The sequence below is a fragment of the Microbulbifer maximicatervae (SeqCode) genome (genome assembly GCF_052467385.1).
Genome location: NZ_CP174311.1, coordinates 3005376 through 3028988 on the forward strand (window position 1 = coordinate 3005376; position 23613 = coordinate 3028988).

Below are 23613 nucleotides of genomic sequence, written 5' to 3' on the forward strand. Positions count from 1 at the left end.
TTACTTGATGAGTAAATTGCTTTACCGTCAGTTGCTACGCTATATACACCGCCGGGAACAGGGTAAAGATTAACCAGGGAGCCGTTCTCTCGATAGTGTCGCAGCCCGTCACCTGCCGCCACCCACAGATCATTTTTGGGGCCAGTAACAATAAAACCATCAGGAATCCCTACTGGTACCGACAAAACCCATTGCTTCTCTTCCAATTTTTCCGGGGATGGCAAAGCGCTTACATAAATGTCTTTTGTTTTTTTGGGGTTGTAAGGATTCTTTCCATCGATAGCTGCAGTATCACCAATATAAATTTGGTTGCCTATTGGAGAGATTGCCAGCCCATGAGGCATCATGTACTCCGCTGACAAGCGAATTAACTTTTTTGTTGAAGGATCAAAAGCGTAGACAGCTGGCGTTAACATTGGCTCAGGCTTGAAGCCTTGGTTGTAGCCATAATCTGGATCGGTGAAGTAGATCCAGCCAGAGGGTGACTGTACAACTTTATTGGGTGAATTAAATGGCTTACCTTTATAGGCATCTACAAGCACTTCTCGTTGACCGTCTGAAAGGCTTATGCGGCTGATAGCGCCCGGGGTTGCTCCTTTCCCCTGCTCTGCAACCAGTAAATGTTCACCGTCATTGCTAAGCCACATGCTGTTTGCCATATTGCTTCGGTGCTTCCAGGTTACAACTTCGCCAGTAATAAAGTCGTAGTAACGGATCGATATTTGTGGATTCTCAATCTCTAAATCTGGAACACTGGTGAAGTAGAGACGTTTCTGGGAGGGTACATAAACAAGCCCCTCATGTGCATCCGTTTCCACCAAGATCGAATGGGTAGCCTGCATCGGGGAATTCCCCAGTAGATAATTGCTGTAAGTAATAGCCAAGAAAAGGACAGAGCTGAAAAGCAAAGAAAAGAAGACACTGGGGGATTTAGTAGTCATATCGCCCCTAATTAGACTTAATCTGTACGGATAGTTCTGCGACTACTCTACTGTGAGCCGCTGAAGGTATCATCAGGGTCATTCTCTGAACCCACACTGGAAACGGCCTTATCCAGCATTCTATTGATCTCCCCACTCTCCTTTAGGCTTTCTAGAGCAGCATTTAATCGTTCGAGCAGTTCCTTATTCCCTTTCTTAACACCGATACCAAAGGGCTTTGGCGGGAAGTCTCCACTAATATTCACCAGACGATATAAAGTCGGATAGGCTGATGCCTTACGCAAAAGTACCAGGTTAATAATGTCATTGGAGGCAGCATCAGCATTTCCGCTTTGAACAGCCTCTAAGGTCGCTGAGCTTGTAGGCGCTACAACCAATCTGGCCCCCTCCAATGACGGCAGGACAGCACGCATTCTTTTCAGGGAAAGTGAGCCCTTAGTGACAGCAATTATCTTACCTTCCAGATCGATAAAGCTCTCAATATCGCTATCTTTATGGACTAGTAAACCCTCCCCCGTAACGTAATAAGGAATCGAAAAGTCCACTTTTTCTTCGCGCTCTGGAGTGATGGTAAACTGGGATACCACCATATCTACTCTTCCGTCTTCAAGTGCCTTCATACGATCCTCATCCAGCACACGGGTTAGCCTTATATAACCAGGGCCGCCAAATAACTTCTCCCCAATTGCCCTGACCAGGTCAGGCTCAAAGCCTTCTATAGCGCCAGAAGAGGGTTCTCTATACGCCAACCCTGGAATATCATAAGTAACCCCAGCAACTAGCTCTCGACCCTCAAGATCAGCCCAAACATACCCCACATAAATAACCAATAAAACTAGCAAGCTGCCTATTAGACGGGACACTAGATACATAGCTAAGATCCAGTAATTTCAAATATATTGGCTCAGAGCCCCCTAAGTAATTCTGTAATATCCACTGAGACACCAAAGGCCGAAACCTTAGTCGACTAGCAGAAAGAGGCTATAGGTAAATATAGGCGTATATAAAACCAATACAGGTGATACTGCACTTTAAGCTACTACGGATATTGGTTTGCTGGCGTATCTATAATTGATAAGCAGACTATTCGTGCCACCAATACAATAAGCGCAATGTTTTTTCATTTTCACAATTGATAACATTGCGCTTGTTGACACCCACTTACTGCTTAGCACCTAACCCTTTCTCTTTTTCAACACCATCAGTTTTGCAAAGGTACGTACGGAGACCGTCTCCACCAAGTAGAAAGGACTATCACCAAACAGTTGGTTCCATTCGCTCAAAGTTCGCTCCCGCCCACGAGTTCCCATCAACATCTGCATGTCCATGGCAGCCAAATTAAGGTCTGCGCCCTTCTCAGGTAATACTGCGTCAACAATGGCGAGCGTAGCTTTTTGCCCTTGCATGGCAGAATAAATATTATTGAGGAGTCGCTTTGCCTTGCTGTCATTCAGTAAATGAAAAACGGCCGTACACAAGTAGATATCCTTATCACTATTAGCTACCGGCAGCCTATCGTTAATAATATCTGCAGGGAAGAAGTCCAATCGCTCTTCAACTGAATCACTCAATGAGTTTTTCCAGTACTCTCTTGCCGTCCCCTCAACATTATTCCTGTCGACCACCATCGCCGTTATGTGTTTATATGAAGAGAGGACACTCGCACTTTTGCTGCCTTTTGCCCCACCCAAGTCAATAATCCTATCAAACCTGCTCCAATCAAAATCTTGTAAATACTGTAGCCCGGTAAGATTATCAACGGTATCCATAGCGTCCGAAAACAGCGTGCTGACAGATTGATGATCATTCATATAATCAAACATTTCCTGATCATAAACACCTTCAAAAGGCACACTCCCATCTTTAATATGGTCTTCAAAACCATTAAACCAGGGCTTGCTGAATTCTGGGGAGTTATGCATGAGCACCATGCTTCTTACGCTGTTACTGGCATCACTGCGCAACACCTCAGAGTTTCGATTGTGCGAAAAGTGCCTTGCTTTTACCTCCTTAAAAATCCCCATTGCACACAACATCCTCATCAATCGATATAGATGCTCTTTATCTGCATTACAATCATTTGCCAGTTTTTCTACTGGAACGACTTCGCCGTTAATATGATCAGCTATATTTAATCGGACAGCCGTATACAGACATCTAGACTGCCAAAATAGCGATCCAATTTGAATTACTCGAAATGGCGGCGGCATCAGAGCATTAGGAATATTACAAATACCATTAATCATATTAGAAGCGCGCTGAAAGACCCAATTTACGGCTCTATTTCTTTGCATTGACTGGGGCATAAGAACTCCTCAGAAATAACATCTGATTAAAAATAGACATAAGAGACCGGCCTCAACTTGCTGAGGCCTTATCGCTATAAGCTTTGCAAACCTGACTTCAGAAGTCGGCCATTAAACTCTGCAAGCTGTTTTAAGAAATCGGGGTCCATAACGTGCCCCATTTGCTCTTCCAGGACGGGTTTGGCCAACATCGGCAACATAGCCAAACTGACAAATGAAATCCTGAGCAAATCATACTTGGGGTCTTCAGGTTCGGCTTCTTCACCCTTAATTTCTGCTAACCGGCGAGATCCCCTTTGACGCCCCCGCTCCAGGAGCTGACGGATCACATTTTTCCCCGGCCCTTGATTAAGGGCCATGACTTTCAGGATCAGAGCCGGAAACTTGGGATTCTCTTGCATGGTGGAGTAGTAAAGGGCAAAGAAATCTCCAAAATCCCAATCGCCATCAAGGCTGAGTTGCTCTACGGCCTCGATCAATGGCAGAAGGGTTTGGCGGATCATATCTTCATAGAGGCCATCCTTGCTACCGAAGTAATATCGAATCATCGATACCGCCACTCCAGCCTTAGCAGCGATCTGGCGAGTTGTGACCCGTTGGTACTCATCGTTCAAAAAGCACTCTCGCGCCGCATCGATTAGCCGATTGGCAACATCCGACTCCTGCATAGGCCCGCTCCTTCCTATCTAGCTTGCAAGAGAGGCTAACAGGGTACCCTACTGCCTTCCAGGCTATTTGTTGTTCAATTTGAGGGGTTTGTACGACTGGTTGAGGTGGCCGTATATCCTCAAACTGGATACGACCCCACTCATTCATATGAAATTGTCTCGAAGATATTCGTAGTTTAGAGCAAGTGGATTTGGATCTGGCACTAATTACCCAGCTAACAAAGCACCTGGGTGATCTCTAATATTCAGAACACAAGTATTGCTAATAACACCAAGATATACATTCGAAAATTGATAGTCATCCTCTACATTTTATCTCGTTCGTAAGCCCGTCCTTCGAGAAATGCCACGAATCAAATCTCGCATTCTGAATCAACTTAAAACCACCTATCGACCTCAAATCCAAACATCGGTATTCTCCCGCGCGGCGGCATATTCATCCTGATTTAACTTGTTGCCAGAGTTAATCAGACATGCCTCCTACTCGACTATTTATGGATAAAAGTTTGGCAAAACATTAAAAACATTTTCAAAGCAGGAACATGAAAATGAAACTATTTACCAGTACAGCACTGGGAATTTCAGCGACCTTGACTCTAACCTTGCAGTCGGCAGTGGCATACAGCCAGACAGCTAATAAAGCGATACCGAGTTATACCAGCAATGAGTTTGCTCAACTGGAGGAGCAACCCAAATCGAGCCAAGTCATTATTGATGGCAAACTATACCAGCTGACCGGAGATATGCTGGAGCCAGTTCAAGAGGATTCCGGTCAAGTTAGCATTATGTCCGCTGTTGAAATATCAGCGAATAAGTGGCCTGATGGAATCATATATTACGACTTTTACGATAGTGTCACTGAAGAAAATCAACAGCGTTTTATCGACGCCACCAAAGTCTGGGAAGAAATTGCGGACTTACAATTTTTAAGGCGCACCGATCAATCAGACTACGTTCACGTAAGAAACGGAACTGAAAACCGCTCCATGGTTGGAAAAACTGGCGGCGGGCAATTCTTCAGCATGAACAACTGGGATACCAAGTACATTATTGTCCATGAATTGGGCCATGTTATTGGTATGAGGCATGAACATCAGCGATCTGATCGTGATGAATATGTCGAAATCATTGAGGATAATATTAAACCCGAATATGTCCACAATTTTGATATACGACAAACCCACAACTACAGTAACTATGACTTCCTGTCTGTCATGCACTACCCATCACGTGCATTTTCGGTTAATGGCCAAGAGACTATTATCCCTAAATCGGGTTATGAGCACTTCAGCCGTATAATGGCCCAGCGTATCGACTTGGGCGGCGGTGACCAGGTTGCAGCAGCATCCCACTATGGCGCGGTCAATATTAATATTCCTGACCCTGCATTCAAGTCATATTTGACTTCCTATTTCGACACAAACAACGATGGTGAGATTGACAGCCTGGAAGCAGCAAACATTGAAGAAATTCGTACTCCTGGCAACGGGGAAATCCAGTCACTGCAAGGTATTCACGTATTCCGATACTTAAAACACTTAACCGCTGTTAATGAAAACATCACAGAGTTACCCGAATTACCTAAACGTCTAGAAACGTTAAATATTGCCGGCAACTACTTGGATACTGCGCAATTCGAGTGGGTAATGGATCGACATCTCTTAACTGATATTGATGTTACGGACAATCTCCTCGATGTCTACTCCTGCGAAGCACTTGAATTAATTGATTCTTATCTTAATGAAGGGAGCATTAGCTTCAGCCCCGCTAAAGGCGGTAATTCATTAGTTTGTGATGAGGAGGCAGAGCTAACTCTTATCCCATCAAAAACGCGAGAGAATTTAAGTAGCAAAGGCGAAAAAGTATTCCATATTGACGTGCCCGAAAATGCTCAAACCCTGACGGTTATTACTGACAATTCAGGCGATGAACTGGGCGGTGAAATGAATATGTACGTGGCCTATAATCGCCAACCTACCCCAGCCGATTTTGACTTCAGTTCTGAAAATAGCGGTAATATTGAAGATATTGAGATCACTTCGCCGGAAACCGGCCGCTGGTACATATTACTGTCTCCTATCGAACGCTCCTTCGAGGGTGTAGATTTAACGGCAACGGTAACCCTGGCTGATCAGTCCGACAATATTCTGGTTAATCAGAAACCTGTCAGCGGTCTTAATGCCAGTGCAGGAGAGTCGTTGTTCTACACCATCACAGTACCGGAAAATGCCAGCGACCTTTCATTTGAGATAACCGGTGGTAGTGGCGATGCGGATCTCTATATTCGTTTTGCTAGCAGACCAACTGAATCAGTCTATGATTATCGGCCCTATTTAGGTGGCAATGAGGAGTCCGTTGCTATAGCAAACCCAACTCCCGGAATCTGGCATGTCATGCTCCACGGCTATACAGACTTCGATCAAGTATCCCTGGTCGGCTCTTTTACTGAATCATCTACTGATGAATTTTTAATCCCCGGCGAGGTTATCTCTGACCTGAATGGCCATGCAGGAGATCAATTAGAGTTTAAGATTGAAGTTCCTGAAGGAGCGACCCAGCTTTCTGTAGCTACGGGCGCAGCTCTATTCAACTCCGTTGGTGATGCAGATCTCTACATCAAGCACGGTGAACCCGCCACTGAATCAAATGCCGACTACGCTTCTGAAAACTGGGGCAACTATGAATCCATAGATTTGAACGCTCCTCAATCGGGCACTTGGTATATTACCATCTATGGTTATACCGACTTTGAAAATGTTTGGATTAGTGCTGATTATTGAAGCATGAATAATTAACTAATAATTTGGTAGTAGAGCTTCGTTATATCATCGGACTCTACTACTCCTCTTGAGGAGTAAATTTGCATAGAATTTTACTAAAAACTTAACCACTTGTAACATTACAGTATGTATTTAGAGGTTAAGAAATGACTATCCCAACGCGCCAGATCCGCGCTAGCTTTAATAATCACACCATTCGCGTCTACCAAGCATACAACACAGCCATTGCAAATTCCGCCCTAGAAAACGGAACTTTTGTATGCCCACCATTCAAAATGGAACGTATGACTTGGATTAAACCCTCTTTCCTATGGATGATGTATCGTTCGGGTTGGGGAGAAAAAGACAGCGGACAAAACCGCATTCTGGCGATAGATATCACTAGAGAAGGATTTGAATGGGCCTTACAGAATAGCCTGCTTAGCCACCAAACCGATCAATACCCAACGAAAGAAGCATGGTTGGAAGCTAAAAGAGCTACACCTGTCCGTATTCAATGGGACCCTGAACGAAATCTAGATCTGGAACCCCTTCCTCACAGAGCTATTCAGATTGGGCTATCGAATAAAGCTGTAATGCTTTACGTTAACGAATGGATTCAGAAAATTACTGATGTAACTGAAAGCGCCCACAGAATTCACCAACTAGTCAAAGCTAGAGAATTTGAGCAAGCGGAAAATCTTCTTCCCTCAGAGGTTGAATACTCCTTAAGTACTTCATTAATAGAAAGATTGGAAATGTAAATCTGCACGGCCAATACCAACATTAAGCCCCTATGACACATCCAAAAATCGAAAAGTGCGATGAAAATTTTGGTCAGCAAATGGGGCTCAATTGAACTGATGCTATTACTTTTAAAAATCAATATAGAGAATGACTAGCAGTGTTATCCTTCTCCCCAGAAATACAACAGCCAGCTGTAGACTTTTCAAACAAACACAAAAAATATAGGCACTAAAATGATCTTATTGGATTTTATTAAGTTTGTTTTAGTGTCAAAGCTGCGTAAAATTGATGAATATTTATCGGAATTAGAGTCTTACCCAGCAGTTCTTTAAGGGTCGTTGATTCAAACAAATCCAAGACTCATTTCTCAAAGGAGAACGGTAGCGTGACATAAAAGTAAGTAAAAGGCGCTGACCCAAGGTGCTACCAACACCAGGGGCCAGCTAACCAACTTGATAATCACAGTATCAAAGTGGCTATATGCATAGTACGCTAGAAACCCGCTCGTCTTCAATAAAGTCGAGAAGATCCAGTAGTTTGGAGCGATTTCCCAAGCTCTGGGAGCGTAGTGCCCGCCTTTTCTTCTTTCATGCTTACCGTTCTCGCGCTCCTCCCTGCCCTTCCTGCAATCACGTCTTTCTAAGCCTTCCGGTTTCGGAGCCAAAAAAATAGCTTGAAATTCAGTAGGACAAAATATGTTGATCTTGAAGCGTCGGACTGGTGAAAACCTAAGAATTGGAACAGACATCTCACTCAAAGTACTGGAGGTTAAGGGCAACCAAGTAAAGATCGGGATCCATGCCCCCAAATCCCTAGCAGTTCACCGCGAAGAAATTTATATTCGTATTCAAAGGGAGCAGAAACTCAGCAACAAAAAACGCTGAGAATCAACTTCCCCTTAAATGAGGGCCCACAGCGGGCCTCAACCTCGCTCTATCGGCCAAGGCTTTCCAACTCTTCCACAAAGAGCAACTCACTAAGCCAGCCCAAAAGAAATCCATAGACTCCTTGAGTATCCCATCTAAGTTAGCGCCCTTACATCCTGGCCCGCTAAATCCAAAGCCACTAAAACTACCACCTTTGCCCACTTGATCCGCAAATGCGAATCATTATCATACTCAGCAGTTTACTTGCTGGAAGTCCTCTCATGTTTCGCAAAACCCTGCTAGCTACCGCTCTCGCAGCCGCAGTACCCGCCTCCCTTGCCAATGAAACTCCTTCAGATCAGCCCACTGTAATGGAGGAAACCGTAGTAATCGGTGTGCGCCAGCGCCTCTATGAGCGCGGAGCCTTGCTGGATGCAATCCAGAAAACTGAGGTTGTTGATGAAAGCCTGATCAAATCCCTACAGGCAGTTAACCTCACTGACGCTATTGAAAAGTCCCCCGGTGTTCGGGTTTCCAATGAGTGCTCCATGTGCGGGGTTAAACGAATAATGCTGAACGGTATGCGCGGTGAGCATTCCACCATCCTCACCGACGGCGTTCCTCTTCACACCATGATGGCTGGCTATTACGCAGTGGATGCACTGGCCACAACGGGTGTCTCTCGTATCGAAGTGGCCCGAGGTGCGGGAGCATCGCTGCTCGCACCCGAAGCGATCGGAGGAACCATCAATGTCATCTCCAAGGAAGTCGAGGAAACCGGCCTCAACATCAATGCCTCTATGGAGGACAACGACAGCTATTTCCTAGGCATGATGGGCGGCTATGTAAGCGATGATGAACGCACCCGTACATCGCTGGTCATTCAGGATGATAAGCACCACCAGATGGACAATGATGACAACGGTGTTAGCGAAGCACCGCTGCAAGAGAACACCAGTTATGTAGTTCGCCTCTCCCATGACCTGGGTGAGCGGGACAACGTGGTACTGCGCACAGCCTATACCGACTCCAGTATTTTTGGCGGCCCCCAGGGATACAGCATTGGTTCCGTCCTGCAAGGCTACGATGGTGTGGAATCTGACCACTTGTTTGTCGACGACGATGTACGGCAGCAATACATTGGCAAACCCTGGGAAACCACCGAATGGATCTCCACCACTCGCAGTGAAATTTCCTCAAGTTGGCTCCACGAATTCAGCGAAACCTATAACACGCTGTTTACTGTCGCCTGGTCTGAGCACAAGCAGGACTCCTTCTACGAAGGCTTCGATTACACCGCTACAGACACACTCAACTACTTCGACCTGCGCAACAATTTGATCCTTAACGATCAGCACATGCTCACATTTGGTGTCGATCTTCGCGATGAATCCATGCGTTCCGACTCTGTCGCAGGGGAAGAAAGCGATAATTACATCGAAGACAGTTTCGACTACCAAACTACCGGCCTCTACATACAGGACACCTGGACCGTTTCACCGGATCTTGAAGTGGCACTGGCCATACGAGTGGACAACGCCAAAGCCGACTTTGTCGCCGAGCAAAAACCCGGTACCGAGATCGATGAAACGGTGGTGGCCCCGCGTATAGACCTTCGCTATCTGCACGACGATCAGTGGACCTCCCGGGTAGCGCTGGGACGAGGATACCGAGCCCCCCTATCCTTTTTCGAAACAGATCACGGCATTCTTGATGCCGGTGACGGCTTTGCCATCGAGATCGAAAACCTTGAAAAATCTCTATCCGCAACTTATGCATTGAGCTTCGAGGGAGAACGCCTCAACAGCACCCTGTCTCTGGCATTTACCGAAGTAGATAACCTCGCAGCACTGAGCGAAACCGAAGATGGAGTACCACTGCTTACCCAGATGCAGAAAAGCGCCTCCGTAAGTGCTGCCGATATCACTCTCGGCTATGCGCTCACCGAAAATTTGTCTATCGGTGGCACACTGGAGACCTATGATTACGACGATGTTTTCCGGGAATCTTTTGCCATTGCTCCAGTGGAACAACGTGCACTATTCAATCTGGATTACAAAGCCGACTACTGGATGCTATATGCCAGCGCTACTTGGGTAGGCTCCCGGGACCTGGATGAATTTGGCTACGAAGGTTTCAACCAGTTGGGCGACTCCACGTTAAAAAGCACAAGCGCAGACGCCTATTGGACAGTAGATCTTAAATTAACCTTTGACGTCACTGAAAACCTGAGCCTGTATCTGGGCGGAAACAACCTGACAGATTACACCCAGGTTGAGGAAGGTGAGAGCCCTCTATTCTGGGATGCCAGTGGTGCCTACGACGTAGCCTATATCTACGGCCCGCTACGAGGGCGTGAGTATTACCTGGGCTTCGACTGGAACCTGTAATGCGAACCTGGCTCGCACTAATCACACTTCTGTTCGCGCCTGCTGGCGCGACAGAAGCTGCCATTTCCCTTTACGATTTTGAACTGCGCAGCCTCGCCGGACCCGAACGTATCAACCTGCAGCAATTCAAAGGGAAACCCAGCTTGATAGTACTGGTTGAACCGGAATGCCCCTGGTGCTTTCGCCAGGTTCGAGCACTCAACCGGCTTACTAGCGAGTGCTCCCAACAGTTTCAGCCCATCGCTCTGGGTATCAATGGGTCCCGAAAAGCCCTACTGGCTGAATATCGAAAGCTACGCCCGGAATTCCCCATGCTTCAAGCAAGCACACAGCTTCAACAAGTACTGGGCGAAACTCCCGGCACTCCATTTAGCTTCCTTATAGCCTCCAACGGAGAACCGCTCAGCTGGCTAAGGGGTTATATTCCGGATAAGAAACTACAACCGATTTTGGAGAGGAGCTTTGACTTCAAATGTGAAAGTGCTCTCGGGACAACCCCATAAATTAGAGAGCTGAATACTGCGATTTTTGTTGAAATAGGAATCCTGCTTATCCTTAGGTACTTATAGATTAAAGACATAGCCAGCCAAGACTTTGAATATCAGCTCACTTAGCCATTTACCCTAATTTAGAGCTGTTGCAAGAAGATCTAAGGATAATTTTAGGCTCACTAAGTCAGCGAAAGTTTACAAATTGATATCATTATCAAGCCCACGCCTACTCCCTTTTGGCGGTCCCCACCTAACACAAGTACCATCTTTTTCCAAAGTGCCCTTCAGTACATCACATCTAATTTTAGGCGTCTTTATTTGCTGCCTGCAGTCGGCTAATGATTTATCTGGGTGAGAATCTTCACAGTACTCAGCAAGTAACTCGCTCGCTTTCTCCGGCCTACTTAGATAAGCAACACTAACTAGCAATAACACAACCAGCATCGCAACTCTCATAGATTAAGTCCTGGGTAATATAGAGCTACAATAAATAGCATTGTTCACAACACAACCCTTTCCTTAAAATTCCAAGCCGTATTAGCAATGTAGGGCAACCAACAAAGCCACAACGATACATGTCAGAAATATTGACACAGAATAGAATAAGGAATCAAACTCCATGAAACTGTATAAATTACACACAGTCAATATTCCTGCCATTTATAGTCCTGGCTTTCTAAATAATACGCCTTACAATCGTTATATCTTTTCCTGGGGGTGAATCAGATATTCTATCGATATAGAGACTCGATATAGTATTCACTATAACGCAATACATAAAGCCTGGATAAGTATACTCATCCTACCAGATCATTCACTAAAAGTAGAAGTGATTAAAGGCGAAGTGGTGCTTCGCTTTCAGCCCAGAAAAATTGATTAATTGAATGAAACGAATTAACAGATTTCCAGACTATAAAGCCATAAAAGTGTTGACTGACTTTTCTTCAACAAAACCAATAGATGGATCTTGGCTTTTTAGCGTGCTTAGTAACGCCTCCCAATCGGAGTTTTTCTCATAGAACTGCTTACTTAAGTACGCGGAAATTGCGGCCTGTACAATTGATACATGGGCAGGATTATTTTCTTCTTCATTTATAACGCCATACCCATTAATTCCACCCAGTAAATGCTTTGCCCCCACAAGGGTCAGCAAGCACTCAGCACCAGTTCCCAAAGTAAAAGCATCTGTAAACCAATCAGGTCCACGGGTACTTAATGGAGAATCATCCTGATCCGCTGCAACAACTAAGCATGGTGCAGTCATTTCCGTAAAACTTGGATTCATAAATGGGAAGAATTTGGCCGCAAAAGGGGATAGGTTCTCTCCGCCCGTTCCAGTTGCACAAAGTAAAACACCCGCTCTCACCCGCTTATCTGATAAATCGGGGCCTGGGATATTGTCTTCATTTAATACCCGAGCCCCCAGTAACATACCTACAGTTTGTGCTCCATAGGAATGCCCAATAGCAACTACCTTTTCTTTATCTAGACGGCCGCGCAACATGGAAACAGCTTTCTCGATACTGTCCAACTCATCCAGAACTCTCTTCATGTCAGATACTCGATACTGCCAGATTTCAGGCACTCTAGGGTCATCATCTGGCACCTCAGAATCCAGGAAAACCGGTTGCAGAACTACAAAACCCAAAGAGGCGAGAAATTCAGTTATTGGAGCGTATCCATAAGGTGGTGATTTGTATCCATGGGCGAAAATAACGATTGGTAAGTTTTCACCATTCACAGGTGCGATTACACGAACCTTTAGCTCTTGCCCCCTGACCGAGTCAGGCAGTAATACAGCATGATGTATAACAAAAGGGCCTTGCTTTTTTACTGATGTGTGATCTGATATTGTCATAAATTGTTCTCCTTCAACTTTAATTTCCCACTTGATCGATGGGGTTAATAGAACTCAGTAAAGTGGCCACTGGTATTTGCAATCAGTACCGAATTACCAGGGCATAGAACCATTAAAGCTAGTAAAAGTACCAGAATCCCCTTCTCGGCCCAGAAGGGCGACACGCACAATTTCCCTCGCACCCTCTGCTACAGTTTGCTCACCCTCGTAATTATTTAAGCCAGTGCAAGTAAACCCAGGGCATACGGCATTTACCTTTATGTTTGATTTTTCAAGATCAATTGAGAAAGCCATAGTCACAGCATTTAGCGCAGTTTTTGACATGGAGTAGGCACCAAACATTTTTCGTGCCGGATTCTTAGGATTTGAATGGCTCATCAACGAGCCAGCACCGCTAGAAACATTAACCACTTTGGCAGAAGGAGAGAGTTTTAGAAGAGGTAGCATTGCCTGAGTAACCGCTACAACCCCGAAAACATTAGTTTCAAATATCTCACGTAATTCAGCCAAAGTTACAGCGCTAACCTGAGTCTTTTTGCCGATTTCCGCCAGAGTTACTCCAGCTTCCCCTGCATGGCTAATCGCCGCGTTATTAACCAATATATCGAGACGGCCAAAGTCTTTTCTAATAGTATTGGCTGCAGCTCGGATACTGCTCTCATCAGTAACATCTAGCTGAATAGGCCAAACGCTTTCGCCTATGGAATCAGCGGCTTTTTGCCCCAGCTTCAAATCACGAGCCCCAACTAAGACAGAAACGCCTCTAGCACTCAGGTCCCTCGCGACTTGTAATCCTATTCCCCTATTAGCACCAGTTATCAATGCAATTGGTCTACCGTGCATCGTCAGTCTCCACATAGATAAGCTCATGAGCCATTGGCTCCAGCACATGGCTATGGCAAAATCGGAACAACGTTCCGATTAAATATACGGAACAATGTTCCGTTTAGCAAGGGGTAGATATGCCAAAACCTGATGACACTAATTCGAGCCAACGTAAGCGAGCAGACGGCAAGCGCAACCATGACGCCCTGCTCCAGGCAGCCAAGGAAGTATTCGCCACCTCCGGCGTAGATGCCCCAGTGCGGGAGATTGCGGGTAAGGCCGGTGTCGGTGTAGGCACTCTTTATCGGCACTACCCGAAGCGGGCAGACCTGATCGCGGCAGTTTTCCGCAGGGAGATCGATAGCTGCTCTGAGGAAGTGATAGAACAAGCTAAACACCTCCCCCCCTTTGAAGCCCTGGCCAGCTGTATGCAAATATTTGCGACCTTTTTTGCCACTAAGCGAGGACTATCCGAAGTATTGCACTCAGGCGATCCAGCCTTTGAAACCCTTCCAAGCTATTTTAACCAGCACTTAAGGCCTGCCCTCGCTATGGTGTTAGGTGCAGCAATAGAATCGGGAGATGTTCGTTCAGATATAACTGCAGATGAACTACTTGGAGGAATTGCGAGATTGGGGATGTCCTCATCTGAAGACTCATCTGGGCAAGTAGGACGTATGGTTGCACTTTTAGCCGATGGACTGCGATTTAAAGAGTGAAAAACTCTTTTATCAAAACGGCTTTAAGGATTAATGGCAGTCAGAAAATGACTGAAGTATCCAAACCAAAATGGTGAGAGCATTTATTCGATGATGCAGATGAATAGTTTTTATTTAGGTGCTTTTTAGACCTGGCAATTAAAGAAAGATACAAAAATGTGCCTACAGTGAATATTTCACTTTCTGCCGCTCTCTCCATAGGGCTTGAAACCGCTAGGATTGTTAAATGAGATTGATTCTAATTCTAATAGTAGCAGTTGGCCTGGATAGTCTAGTCCATACGTTCGGTCCTGAATTGGGAGGGAGTCTACCTTTACTTTTATTCTTAATACTTGGAGGACTTCCGTATGTGGTACTTCCGCCAAAATCCAGATATTTTAGGAGAGAGATAAGATCTTGGGCAAGAAGCAAAAATATAGAAATTGTAGAACTCAAAAACTACTATCTCCTAAAAGGAAAGCTGTTCTGGAGGACATCGGATGTCCAAGATATTTTTATTCTAAAAGAACATGATGCTGAATATTGGATTGCCTGTGGCTCATGGTTTCTCGGGGCATTTAATAACAACTTAAAGGTATACAAGCTAATTGATAATCGCTTAAAGCTGATAAGCTCCACCTGAGACCTAATATCTATAAAAATAAGTACAAGGATATACAAATCAGCTCCAGCACCTGAATCTATTGATGCCTACAGCATTAACTTATTGACCGATTTATCTGATACAACAAGCAAATAGATTGAAAAAATAATTACAGTTCAATTTTTGCCCGCTACATATTTGAAGGCCGAAGCTTCTCAATTATTGGTTTGTCATTGTCACTCCCCCTATTCTCGTCTAACCCCTATCAGCTCCACCCAAATAAATTAACATTCACTTAAAGAATAGATAGAGACTAGACCATCGAAAGTGCAATAAATTTACTTTGCAATAGTCTATGCTGCTATGAGACAAACCTCCTCAAACAATGCGGTTTTTCAGCCCCCCAGAAAACCTTCCTGCTCCAATACAATTTAGGCAATCTAATGAGGCTAGTGTGTATTTTTCCTTTTCATTAATCCGTAGAGCCCTCTATATTTAGCACATAAATTTCAAGCTTTTATACCGCCCTTCATGCTTTATTTTCTTTGACAGCCATCACATTGTCACAAAACACCAAAAATAACTTCATTTTTTGACCCACTACTCAAGCAACTATTGATTAATGGAAACGTAAATTTTATTAAAACATGTTAATTCATGTATGGCATGGAACCCATGTCCACATGAAAGGTCTGTCTTATTAGCAATTTTTAACGGGTAATTATTTACTAACTGAATTTTTTGATCCTGGTGACAAGGAAAGAATGGCCGGCACTCTCAAACACCAACTTATTTCACAGTATTCACCAGGAAATTGAACTTAATATTCCAGTCGTTCTAAATAAATCGACGAGAATAATGTAAACCAGGAGTAACCTTATGCTTTTAAGAAAAAAAAGCGCGCTTGCGACAATGTTGCTGATACCTTTCAGCTTACAAGTACACGCTCACGGCTGGTCTGAATTTCCAAAAGCCAGGCAAAAAATTTGCTATGATCAAGGCAATATCTGGTCTGGAACACCATCCAATCCAGGCTGTGCCCTGGCAAAATCCATTTCTGGATCTTATCCTTTCCAACAACACAACGAATTCTCTATTAACATCCCTGACTACAATAATTCTGCCGCTGTAAAAAGTGCCATTCCTGATGGAACTCTTTGCTATGCAAATGATTCGCAGAAAAAAGGGATGGGCGCAGCAACTGATGCCTGGACCCGTGTAGAAGTTAATGCTGGAACATTCGAGTACGTATTCCAGGCAACAGCGCCACACAATCCATCTTTTTGGGAGTTTTACCTTACGAAAGCGGATGCAGACCTGTCACAACCACTGGCATGGGATGACCTTGAGCTTATCCAGGAAGAAGGGGACGTACCTGTCGTCAATGGTCAATATCGAATGAATGTCACCATTCCAGAAGACAGGGTAGGTAATGCAATTTTATTTGTACGTTGGCAGCGAGTAGACCCAGTTGGTGAAGGCTTCTACAACTGTAGTGATATCACTATTGTAAATAGTGATGTTGAACCGCCTAGCGAACCTGATCCCGGCACCACACAGCCGCACCTGATTCAAGGCAACACCTTTATTCCAGAAGACATTAGTATAGATTCGGTTAATGTGGGGGACACCGTCAATTATACGGTATTCAATAAAAATGGTGAGGAACACTCATCATTTTCGCTGGCAATTACCGAGGATAATAAGAATGACTGGGACAGGCTTTTAGCTTCTCAAGTCACCGGCTGGTACCAATCAAACCACAATGGAAATGTTTTTATTGGTCGCTGGCATGAAGAAATGAATCATTACATGTACTTCCAGGGTGATTTACATGGTAACTACTTCAACTCCAAAGACTCACGTGCCTCCGGTCAATTCACTATTACAAGCAACGGTAGTGAATTAATAGCTGCTATCACACCTAAGGTTTTAAAACCGCTTGATATAGCTAGAGTAGAACACGGGGATTTAGTGGTACTTTCATCGGGAGAAAGCGCCGGAAATATCAATAATACGGAATGGTCACAGGTAAGTGGAAGCCCTGTTGAAACCGCAACCGGGCCCAGTGGTGCACTGGTAATCGACACGTCAAGCTTAACAAATGAACAGCATGAATTAAGTTTCAAGTTAACCGTAAGCGGTGACTCTGCTGTTGATGACGAGATCTACTCATTTACTGTTGAACCATCAACTACCACAGATCCCACAGATCCCACAGATCCCACAGATCCCACAGATCCCACAGATCCCACAGATCCCACAGATCCCACAGATCCCACAGATCCCACAGATCCCACAGATCCCACAGATCCCACAGATCCCAGTATTCAAGCTTGGGATAGCAACGAAATCTACACCGCAGGTGATATCGTTAGCCACAATGGTGAAACATGGACTGCCGGATGGTGGACAAGGGGCGAGGAGCCGGGTACAACCGGCCAATGGGGTGTTTGGCGTTAAGTTAAGGACCGCCAGCCAAAAATATTAACTGTTAGAAACTTCGACTACCAGCATATAACAAAAAGGCCTCAGTAATCCTGAGGCCTTTTCTTTTTGTAAGCCCATTTAGTGTAAATAGTGATATCCCGGCATTAGTTATTAGCTTCCAAAAATTGTACTCCATGCTCCATCCATTGTTTCACATATACAGGTGCCATGGCATGGCCCATACCTTCTACCCACAACGTTTTAGCACCAGGAATGCGAGCTGCATACTTTTTGGCTTGAGCAATACTTAACAGGGGATCTCTATCACCGTGGATAACCATAGTGGGGACCTCTAAGCCCTCCAATCGCTCTAATCGCGAGCCAGAAAGAGAGATTGCTGTAAATTGCTGAATTGGCAGATTATGATCAAATCCTTGCCTATGACGTAGTTCGTAGAGAGTGGTGTGTGCAATATGTTCAACATCAAAGCCTCCCTGCCCCTGAAGACTGTGATAAGTACTTACCATCAACTTAGCCATACCCTCATCGGAGCCACTGAGTCCATAGCGAAGAAATAGCCGAAGCATATTGTATCTGAAGGTTTTTCCCTGGGGTAACTCGGGGTCGTCGAGAAAACCTGAGGACATGATTGAAGTAAGGCTTTTCAAGCGATTGGGGAATTGCAGGGCCATTTCTTGCGCAATCATCCCTCCCATTGAGGCGCCCATAACATGAACTTGCTTAATCCCCAGGGAGTCCATAACCGCAAGGTTATCGCGCATCATGTCGGAAAGGTCGTAAGCGGTCTCCTTAGCCCAGTTGGTAACCCAACTCGAGGCACCGCAGCCACGATGATCGGTGAGTAGTACTTGATAGCCAGCAGCTAAGAGTGGCTCATAGACTTCAGATGGCCAGTACAAAGAAGAAGAGCCCATACCGTTTATCAGTAACACTGTGCCACGAACAGGTATCCCCTCTGGGCTTTTAAGTTGATACCAAATTTTAAGGCTCCCTGAGCGAACATATCCGCTCTGACCGGAGATCAGTTCAGGTAGTGGTTTCTCAAGACTCAAATTTAGCTGTTTCTGGATATCTTTGGGAAGCGGGGGTGTTGTAAGGACCCAAACAGTACAGACTAACACCAGAAGGAATACTATCGTGCCAATGATTAAAGAAACTTTCTTGATCAATGTAAGCCTCCATAAACACCGTAACACCGGTGCAGAAATAATATTTATATGTAATATCAGGCAATAGCGGAAATTGGGTAAGTCATTTCTGTTATCAAATATATATGACATTTGTCATCTTTTGTTGATGATTAAACTGCCCAGCTACAACGACTGGATGATAAATGTACACATTAAAATTAATCCTCCGCAAGGGGGACTAAGGGTGCAACCCTATGTATGGACCTGCCTGCAGCTCATAGCTTCAATGATCATGCAACAGAAAATATAAGGTATAGAAACCAACAATGGACTCAGCTGCTTTATGAGCCTGGTGCTCCTATAGTTCTATATAATGCCCAGGTGGATACTATTGGTGCAAGAAAATTTCTCCCACCCGCTCAAGATAAAAAATGCCCAACCTCTGTAAAAATTTGGAAGATACCAGAGTCTCTAGCAGAAATTTCACGAGCACTGGCTGATTCCAGTTGAGCAGTACAAAAATACAAATGGTCAACTTGTATTACATTCAGCAGTATTGGGCACCTGATCCACCCCTCCCAGACAGGCTATAAGACCAGATACCCTCACTGCTTCCTGAAAGGTGTAAGAATTTGACTTCCCTAGCACCTGAATAGTTCTTTGATATTTTCTATTCTTGGCTTCTGAAATATACATGAGCCCCCTAATTATCACCCTGCAAGGTCACAATGAACTCTACATAGACACGGCCATTTACCTGCTTCACAGTGGTAAAGATCATGGCTCGTAATTAGGTGCAGTTCCAGGAAGGTATTAGTTTTACCCAATTCCTCAAAGAATATTGTACCGAAGACCAGTGTTTCTAGGCTCTCTGCCGGAGGGGGTAACCATCATTGAAATCAGCGGCCAAGCACAGCAAGAATAATTGATTATTAATATTCCTACTTCTATACTCAGTATTAGTTATGTTGGAAAGCTATTTCCCAATTACATGCTCCAGAAACATACCCTACTAAATCAAGCTCATGCACTTCTTAACCACATTAGGAAAACTTAAAAAACTGGATCAGGTGGATCCACAAGAACTGCTTGAGTTTTACGATAATCTCTCACCTATATCAATAAACTCTCTTATCGGCCGATGGGAAGCGCAAGGATTTAACACACAACATCCTTTACAGCATGAAATGGATGCAGGAAAACGCTGGTACGGCAAAGAGTTTATTGATTCTGAAACGGTCTATCCTTTACTATGCTGGGATTCAGACTTCAAATCTATCAACGCTTACGATGCCCCTTTGTTCTTCCGTACCCAACAACTACATATAACCACAAAAGCCCAAGCCCGCCTGCGCATCTTGGAACACAGAGGGAAATCAAGTGCCACTATGATTTATGACACGATACCTATGCATGATATGATGCGAAAAGTCGATGAGGATCATATTCTAGGACTTATGGAGAGAAAAGGAATGGATGGCCGTATGTTCTTCACTATGAAAAAAACTAACTGACCTTATCGATTTCTAATGAATTGCTTCTGCCTAAATCCCAACCCCATACTTTTTAATTTAAGCTCCTTTGTAGTGTGACTTTGCGCTCTCCTCACCCAGAAGCTGATCCAGTTAAATATCCCTACCCTTCCTGCGACAAAACAATCCGGTACTTAGCCTTACCAGATTTCAAATGCTCAAATGCCGCTTCTATCTGGCTCATTGGGAAAATCTCTATCTCAGGTTTGATCTTATGATGCGCCACAAACTCAAGCATAGTTTCGATGGTACCAGGGCTGCCGACTGGAGATGCTGAAATTGAGCGCTGCCCAAATAACAAGGGAAATAGAGTAAATTGGATTGGGTTAGTTACAGCTCCAACAAAGTGTAAGCGCCCTTTAGGTTTCAGAGCCTGGATATACAGATCCCAATCAAGACTGACATTCACAGTCGACAGAATAAAATCAAAGCTCATTGCCGCAGCTTGAATCTCTGCGGGATCACGGGAGTTCAGTGTTTTATGAGCACCGAGAGCTAAGGCTTCTTTGCGTTTTTCCTCGCTGGATGTAAACGCGGTAACTTCACAGCCCCAGGCATGGAAAAACTTCAAGGCAAGGTGGCCCAAGCCACCAATACCAATCACAGCCACTTTGTCAGTGGGTTTGATATCAAATTGGACCAATGGATTGAATACGGTAATACCCGCACATAAAAGGGGGCCGGCCGATGCATAATCCACACCATCAGGGATAACAACCAGGCTACTCATATCCGCCCTGGCTTTATCCGCAAAGCCTCCATTGGTGAGTATGGTGAACTTTGCCTCTCTACATAAGTTGAGGTCACCAATTCGGCAAGTATGGCATGTTTCACAGTAGCCTGAATTCCACCCCAACCCAACCACCGTGCCCTTTTTAAGATGAGCTACTTGCTCCCCCATCGCGGTGACACGGCCGATGACTTCGTGACCGGCAACCATAGGGTACTGTCCAATACCCCATTCATTTTCAATCATGCTCAAGTCACTATGACAGATGCCGCAGTACATGATTTCCAGTTCAACCTCTGTTGCACCCAACTCTCCAGCTGCAATTTGGTAGGTCTTAAATGGACCGCCGGCCTCCAAGACTGCATAGGCATTAATAGTTGATGCAGTAGACATGGCGGGCTCCTTGAAGAAAAGGAAATCACAAATGACCTTAAAAGTTTAGACGCCATTCAGCTGTAGACTTTATTGCACCCTTACAATTTTATTTTCTAGAAACTAGTGGCCCTACTATCTAGCACAGAAATTAAAAGTGTTAACCGGGAGAAAGTAAAAGATTGAAATTAAAGCTGTAAAACAGAAAAAAGGCCGGGGGTACTTCCCCCGGCCAGTGCCAAGTCCTGTGAGGTTGCTGAATAGCAGAGGACTGATGAGAAATTGGACCGCAGTTTTACGCAGAAGATCAATTCAACACTCGATATCCGCGACCAACCAGGCAATTCTTGATAATGTAGGTTGCCTCAGAGCTCGCACTACCCGCCCCTGACAAGCCCCCAACAAGCGCGCCGGCACCGGCTCCGGCTACCGCAGCACGCCCGCTGTCACCGACTATTGCACCAAGCGCACCACCTACTACAGCACCACCTGCAGCACCGGCAGCTGTTCTGCGCCCTTGGTCACTGTACGTGGAGTAAGCGATTCCCTTGCACTCTGCAAGGTCCGCTTGATACTGATTCATGTTAACGCCCCAGGTATCGATAACGATTCCACCGGCACCGGGAACCTGCTCTGGCTGATTCGCACAGCCGTAAAGCAGCGACATCATAATTCCAGCAGTTGCAGAAATAGCAGTCTTCATCAAACACCCCATATCGCTTTCGCCACAGGATAGTGAGCTTGTCACGCTTTTCTTCTTTAGGTTTAGCTGCTGGTAGAACTTGGCGCCAGTCCGGCGCCTAAAAATGAATGACCCGCTGGGCAACAAATTCAACAGGCGTAAATAGTGTTGTAGCTATTAGTGGAGGGCGCCTTTTTTCTATGGATCTGCAGGCTGGGTTCCTATAGGCAGAATTGAATATTGGTAAAACACTTCTAATTCTTGAGATTTCGCTTGTGGATCGAGGATATTTACTATGCCCTTAAAACTCTTTAATCGCCGACTCTCCGTATCGTAAGTGAGATTTAAGTCCTCTACGAAAAGGCGGATAAGAGGCTGGGCAATATCTACTCGTATACAAGTATTTTCGCCTGCTGCTTGATTACAGGATACTGCCTTAGCGCGCAGCTTTATCGATCGACCATGCAGTGGCGAAGCAAAATTGAATTTAAGAGTTTTTCCTGAGGACAATAAGTCCCAGTGGTCACGCACATAAGTATCAAAGCCTGCATCAACTACATCAACACTTCGTGCCTCTCGCAAACTTACTTTCCAGGCTTCGCCCTCGTTGGCTCTATAGCGCATCATCCACTGGCCGTCATCCCAAAGGACTTCACGGACTTCACCGTGCCTCCGATCTATTTGAGTGACACTAGGTAAGGCACTGCGACCAGCTGCGGGGCCATTTCGCTCTCGAAGGGTTTTCTCTGCTATTAAATCACCCTGGGGTGCATAGTAGAAAACAGTTATTTCGCCATTATCTTGCGAAGTATAATATTCACAGTACTGTAACTGTTGATTATCCGGATCATAGGCCAGACCTTTTACCAGGAAAGGCCCTTCATAGTGACAGTTAGTTCCGGCAATAGCCGACATCGCAATAAATTCAAGCATTGCTCACCTCTTTTTGACAAATCTCTCTTGCCAAATAGGCAAACAACGGCAGGATGCAGGCCCAAATTACACTTAATGTTCCCAGGGATTGCCACAGGGGCCTGTGCAATTCCACAGTGCCATTTAGGAATGCACCGGTAAAGTAACTAAATGGTCCGAAAAAACCACCCAGGATTACCGCCAACCATAGATTTTTCTGTAAGAAAACCAAACTGTATCGCAAGGTCATGGCAAAGTTCAACCACAGGCAGATCAGCCATAAGGGAGGCCAGGAGGAGCCACTATCATTTCGCATCACCCCCAAATGAAACAAGATAGAGTCTATAGACACACCAAAGATAAACACCCCCGCTAACCAAAGCGGTTCCCTGGGCAAATTGGCGATATAGCGCAGATGTATAAAAAGGTTCAACAGAGTAAAGGGAACCACCAACCACACCTTGGCCACTATGACGCACAGTGGCCAGGCGATATCGAAAAGTAAGGCATTAGCGACAAAACGCCACATGCAGGAGAGCCTCTGGTTGATTCCGTAATATCCTTGGGTTGCAAACTCTTAAAAAGTTTAAACAGTCTCCTGAAATCACGCCTTGATCCTGAGCCATTCTGAAAGGCAAACACTTCACAAGA

20 protein-coding genes and 1 pseudogene are annotated in these 23613 nt (G+C 45.0%); 10 read left to right on the forward strand and 11 right to left on the reverse strand.

What is annotated here, in order from left to right; translation table 11 throughout:
- Positions 1-110 precede the first annotated feature (110 nt).
- The 4 genes and pseudogenes from ACJJIR_RS12660 to ACJJIR_RS12675 form a co-directional block, all read right to left on the reverse strand.
- Positions 111-941: pseudogene (locus tag ACJJIR_RS12660) on the reverse strand (SMP-30/gluconolactonase/LRE family protein); the annotation flags it as partial.
- A 47-nt stretch (positions 942-988) separates the two neighbouring features.
- Entirely contained in the window at positions 989-1813 is an 825-nt protein-coding gene (locus ACJJIR_RS12665) for a transporter substrate-binding domain-containing protein (protein WP_444905621.1), read from the reverse strand.
- Positions 1814-2116: 303 nt separating this feature from the next.
- Positions 2117-3247, reverse strand: a complete 1131-nt coding sequence (locus tag ACJJIR_RS12670) for a methyltransferase (protein WP_444905622.1) — start codon at positions 3245-3247, stop codon at positions 2117-2119.
- A gap of 74 nt (positions 3248-3321) precedes the next feature.
- Entirely contained in the window at positions 3322-3915 is a 594-nt protein-coding gene (locus ACJJIR_RS12675; RefSeq protein WP_282933244.1) for a TetR/AcrR family transcriptional regulator, read from the reverse strand.
- Between the two features lie 548 nt (positions 3916-4463).
- On the opposite strand from ACJJIR_RS12675, the gene ACJJIR_RS12680 reads away from it, so the two are divergent.
- The 5 genes from ACJJIR_RS12680 to ACJJIR_RS12700 all read left to right on the forward strand — a co-directional run bounded on the left by ACJJIR_RS12680 (position 4464) and on the right by ACJJIR_RS12700 (position 11180).
- The gene (locus ACJJIR_RS12680; protein WP_444905623.1) at positions 4464-6695 is read left to right on the forward strand and encodes a pre-peptidase C-terminal domain-containing protein; all 2232 of its coding nucleotides are present in this window, start codon (positions 4464-4466) and stop codon (positions 6693-6695) included.
- Between the two features lie 146 nt (positions 6696-6841).
- Positions 6842-7438: a DUF4291 domain-containing protein gene (locus ACJJIR_RS12685; protein ID WP_444905624.1), complete on the forward strand. Its 597-nt coding sequence runs from the start codon at positions 6842-6844 to the stop codon at positions 7436-7438.
- 678 nt (positions 7439-8116) lie between these two features.
- Positions 8117-8305: a carbon storage regulator CsrA gene (gene csrA, locus ACJJIR_RS12690; protein WP_444896853.1), complete on the forward strand. Its 189-nt coding sequence runs from the start codon at positions 8117-8119 to the stop codon at positions 8303-8305.
- Positions 8306-8568: 263 nt separating this feature from the next.
- A complete protein-coding gene (locus ACJJIR_RS12695) occupies positions 8569-10677 on the forward strand; it encodes a TonB-dependent receptor plug domain-containing protein (protein WP_444905625.1) in 2109 nt (702 codons plus the stop codon).
- Positions 10677-11180 carry a TlpA family protein disulfide reductase gene (locus ACJJIR_RS12700; protein WP_444905626.1) on the forward strand — a complete coding sequence of 168 codons (504 nt, stop codon included), beginning with the start codon at positions 10677-10679 and terminating at the stop codon, positions 11178-11180. The genes ACJJIR_RS12695 and ACJJIR_RS12700 overlap by 1 nt, the downstream gene beginning before the upstream one ends.
- An 898-nt stretch (positions 11181-12078) precedes the next feature.
- Here ACJJIR_RS12700 and ACJJIR_RS12705 read toward each other — a convergent pair.
- Both ACJJIR_RS12705 and ACJJIR_RS12710 read right to left on the reverse strand, forming a co-directional pair.
- A complete protein-coding gene (locus ACJJIR_RS12705) occupies positions 12079-13026 on the reverse strand; it encodes an alpha/beta hydrolase family protein (protein WP_444905627.1) in 948 nt (315 codons plus the stop codon).
- A 93-nt stretch (positions 13027-13119) separates the two neighbouring features.
- Positions 13120-13869: an SDR family NAD(P)-dependent oxidoreductase gene (locus ACJJIR_RS12710; protein WP_282933252.1), complete on the reverse strand. Its 750-nt coding sequence runs from the start codon at positions 13867-13869 to the stop codon at positions 13120-13122.
- A gap of 119 nt (positions 13870-13988) precedes the next feature.
- Here ACJJIR_RS12710 and ACJJIR_RS12715 point away from each other — a divergent pair, with 119 nt between their 5' ends.
- The 3 genes from ACJJIR_RS12715 to ACJJIR_RS12725 all read left to right on the forward strand — a co-directional run bounded on the left by ACJJIR_RS12715 (position 13989) and on the right by ACJJIR_RS12725 (position 17616).
- Complete coding sequence (locus ACJJIR_RS12715) at positions 13989-14570, forward strand: TetR/AcrR family transcriptional regulator (RefSeq protein WP_444905628.1); 582 nt, start codon at positions 13989-13991, stop codon at positions 14568-14570.
- Between the two features lie 226 nt (positions 14571-14796).
- Positions 14797-15192, forward strand: coding sequence for a hypothetical protein (locus ACJJIR_RS12720; protein ID WP_444905629.1), 396 nt, complete (start codon positions 14797-14799; stop codon positions 15190-15192).
- Between the two features lie 840 nt (positions 15193-16032).
- Positions 16033-17616 carry a lytic polysaccharide monooxygenase gene (locus ACJJIR_RS12725; protein ID WP_444905630.1) on the forward strand — a complete coding sequence of 528 codons (1584 nt, stop codon included), beginning with the start codon at positions 16033-16035 and terminating at the stop codon, positions 17614-17616.
- 131 nt (positions 17617-17747) lie between these two features.
- On the opposite strand, the gene ACJJIR_RS12730 is transcribed toward ACJJIR_RS12725, so the two are convergent.
- Positions 17748-18773, reverse strand: coding sequence for an alpha/beta fold hydrolase (locus tag ACJJIR_RS12730; protein ID WP_444905631.1), 1026 nt, complete (start codon positions 18771-18773; stop codon positions 17748-17750).
- 219 nt (positions 18774-18992) lie between these two features.
- Between ACJJIR_RS12730 and ACJJIR_RS12735 the strand changes: the two genes are divergently transcribed.
- Both ACJJIR_RS12735 and ACJJIR_RS12740 read left to right on the forward strand, forming a co-directional pair.
- Entirely contained in the window at positions 18993-19244 is a 252-nt protein-coding gene (locus ACJJIR_RS12735) for a hypothetical protein (RefSeq protein ID WP_444905632.1), read from the forward strand.
- Between the two features lie 515 nt (positions 19245-19759).
- Positions 19760-20248 carry a DUF4334 domain-containing protein gene (locus ACJJIR_RS12740; protein WP_444905633.1) on the forward strand — a complete coding sequence of 163 codons (489 nt, stop codon included), beginning with the start codon at positions 19760-19762 and terminating at the stop codon, positions 20246-20248.
- A 121-nt stretch (positions 20249-20369) separates the two neighbouring features.
- Here ACJJIR_RS12740 and ahr read toward each other — a convergent pair whose 3' ends face one another.
- The 4 genes from ahr to ACJJIR_RS12760 all read right to left on the reverse strand — a co-directional run bounded on the left by ahr (position 20370) and on the right by ACJJIR_RS12760 (position 23491).
- Positions 20370-21389, reverse strand: coding sequence for an NADPH-dependent aldehyde reductase Ahr (gene ahr / locus ACJJIR_RS12745; RefSeq protein WP_444905634.1), 1020 nt, complete (start codon positions 21387-21389; stop codon positions 20370-20372).
- Between the two features lie 286 nt (positions 21390-21675).
- Complete coding sequence (locus tag ACJJIR_RS12750; protein ID WP_444896834.1) at positions 21676-22071, reverse strand: YMGG-like glycine zipper-containing protein; 396 nt, start codon at positions 22069-22071, stop codon at positions 21676-21678.
- Between the two features lie 177 nt (positions 22072-22248).
- Complete coding sequence (locus tag ACJJIR_RS12755; RefSeq protein ID WP_444896833.1) at positions 22249-22983, reverse strand: hypothetical protein; 735 nt, start codon at positions 22981-22983, stop codon at positions 22249-22251.
- Positions 22976-23491 (reverse strand): DUF2878 domain-containing protein, encoded by a 516-nt coding sequence (locus ACJJIR_RS12760; protein ID WP_444896832.1) that lies wholly within the window; start codon positions 23489-23491, stop codon positions 22976-22978. The genes ACJJIR_RS12755 and ACJJIR_RS12760 overlap by 8 nt, the downstream gene beginning before the upstream one ends.
- Positions 23492-23613: the final 122 nt, after the last annotated feature.

Bases quoted from the DNA above. Each gene is read 5' to 3' on its own strand.
- ACJJIR_RS12665 (WP_444905621.1), bottom strand. From the start codon at position 1,813: ATGTATCTAGTGTCCCGTCTAATAGGCAGCTTGCTAGTTTTATTGGTT.
- ACJJIR_RS12670 (WP_444905622.1), bottom strand. From the start codon at position 3,247: ATGCCCCAGTCAATGCAAAGAAATAGAGCCGTAAATTGGGTCTTTCAG.
- ACJJIR_RS12675 (WP_282933244.1), bottom strand. From the start codon at position 3,915: ATGCAGGAGTCGGATGTTGCCAATCGGCTAATCGATGCGGCGCGAGAG.
- ACJJIR_RS12680 (WP_444905623.1), top strand. From the start codon at position 4,464: ATGAAACTATTTACCAGTACAGCACTGGGAATTTCAGCGACCTTGACT.
- ACJJIR_RS12685 (WP_444905624.1), top strand. From the start codon at position 6,842: ATGACTATCCCAACGCGCCAGATCCGCGCTAGCTTTAATAATCACACC.
- csrA (WP_444896853.1), top strand. From the start codon at position 8,117: ATGTTGATCTTGAAGCGTCGGACTGGTGAAAACCTAAGAATTGGAACA.
- ACJJIR_RS12695 (WP_444905625.1), top strand. From the start codon at position 8,569: ATGTTTCGCAAAACCCTGCTAGCTACCGCTCTCGCAGCCGCAGTACCC.
- ACJJIR_RS12700 (WP_444905626.1), top strand. From the start codon at position 10,677: ATGCGAACCTGGCTCGCACTAATCACACTTCTGTTCGCGCCTGCTGGC.
- ACJJIR_RS12705 (WP_444905627.1), bottom strand. From the start codon at position 13,026: ATGACAATATCAGATCACACATCAGTAAAAAAGCAAGGCCCTTTTGTT.
- ACJJIR_RS12710 (WP_282933252.1), bottom strand. From the start codon at position 13,869: ATGCACGGTAGACCAATTGCATTGATAACTGGTGCTAATAGGGGAATA.
- ACJJIR_RS12715 (WP_444905628.1), top strand. From the start codon at position 13,989: ATGCCAAAACCTGATGACACTAATTCGAGCCAACGTAAGCGAGCAGAC.
- ACJJIR_RS12720 (WP_444905629.1), top strand. From the start codon at position 14,797: ATGAGATTGATTCTAATTCTAATAGTAGCAGTTGGCCTGGATAGTCTA.
- ACJJIR_RS12725 (WP_444905630.1), top strand. From the start codon at position 16,033: ATGCTTTTAAGAAAAAAAAGCGCGCTTGCGACAATGTTGCTGATACCT.
- ACJJIR_RS12735 (WP_444905632.1), top strand. From the start codon at position 18,993: ATGGACCTGCCTGCAGCTCATAGCTTCAATGATCATGCAACAGAAAAT.
- ACJJIR_RS12740 (WP_444905633.1), top strand. From the start codon at position 19,760: ATGCACTTCTTAACCACATTAGGAAAACTTAAAAAACTGGATCAGGTG.
- ahr (WP_444905634.1), bottom strand. From the start codon at position 21,389: ATGTCTACTGCATCAACTATTAATGCCTATGCAGTCTTGGAGGCCGGC.
- ACJJIR_RS12750 (WP_444896834.1), bottom strand. From the start codon at position 22,071: ATGAAGACTGCTATTTCTGCAACTGCTGGAATTATGATGTCGCTGCTT.
- ACJJIR_RS12755 (WP_444896833.1), bottom strand. From the start codon at position 22,983: ATGCTTGAATTTATTGCGATGTCGGCTATTGCCGGAACTAACTGTCAC.
- ACJJIR_RS12760 (WP_444896832.1), bottom strand. From the start codon at position 23,491: ATGTGGCGTTTTGTCGCTAATGCCTTACTTTTCGATATCGCCTGGCCA.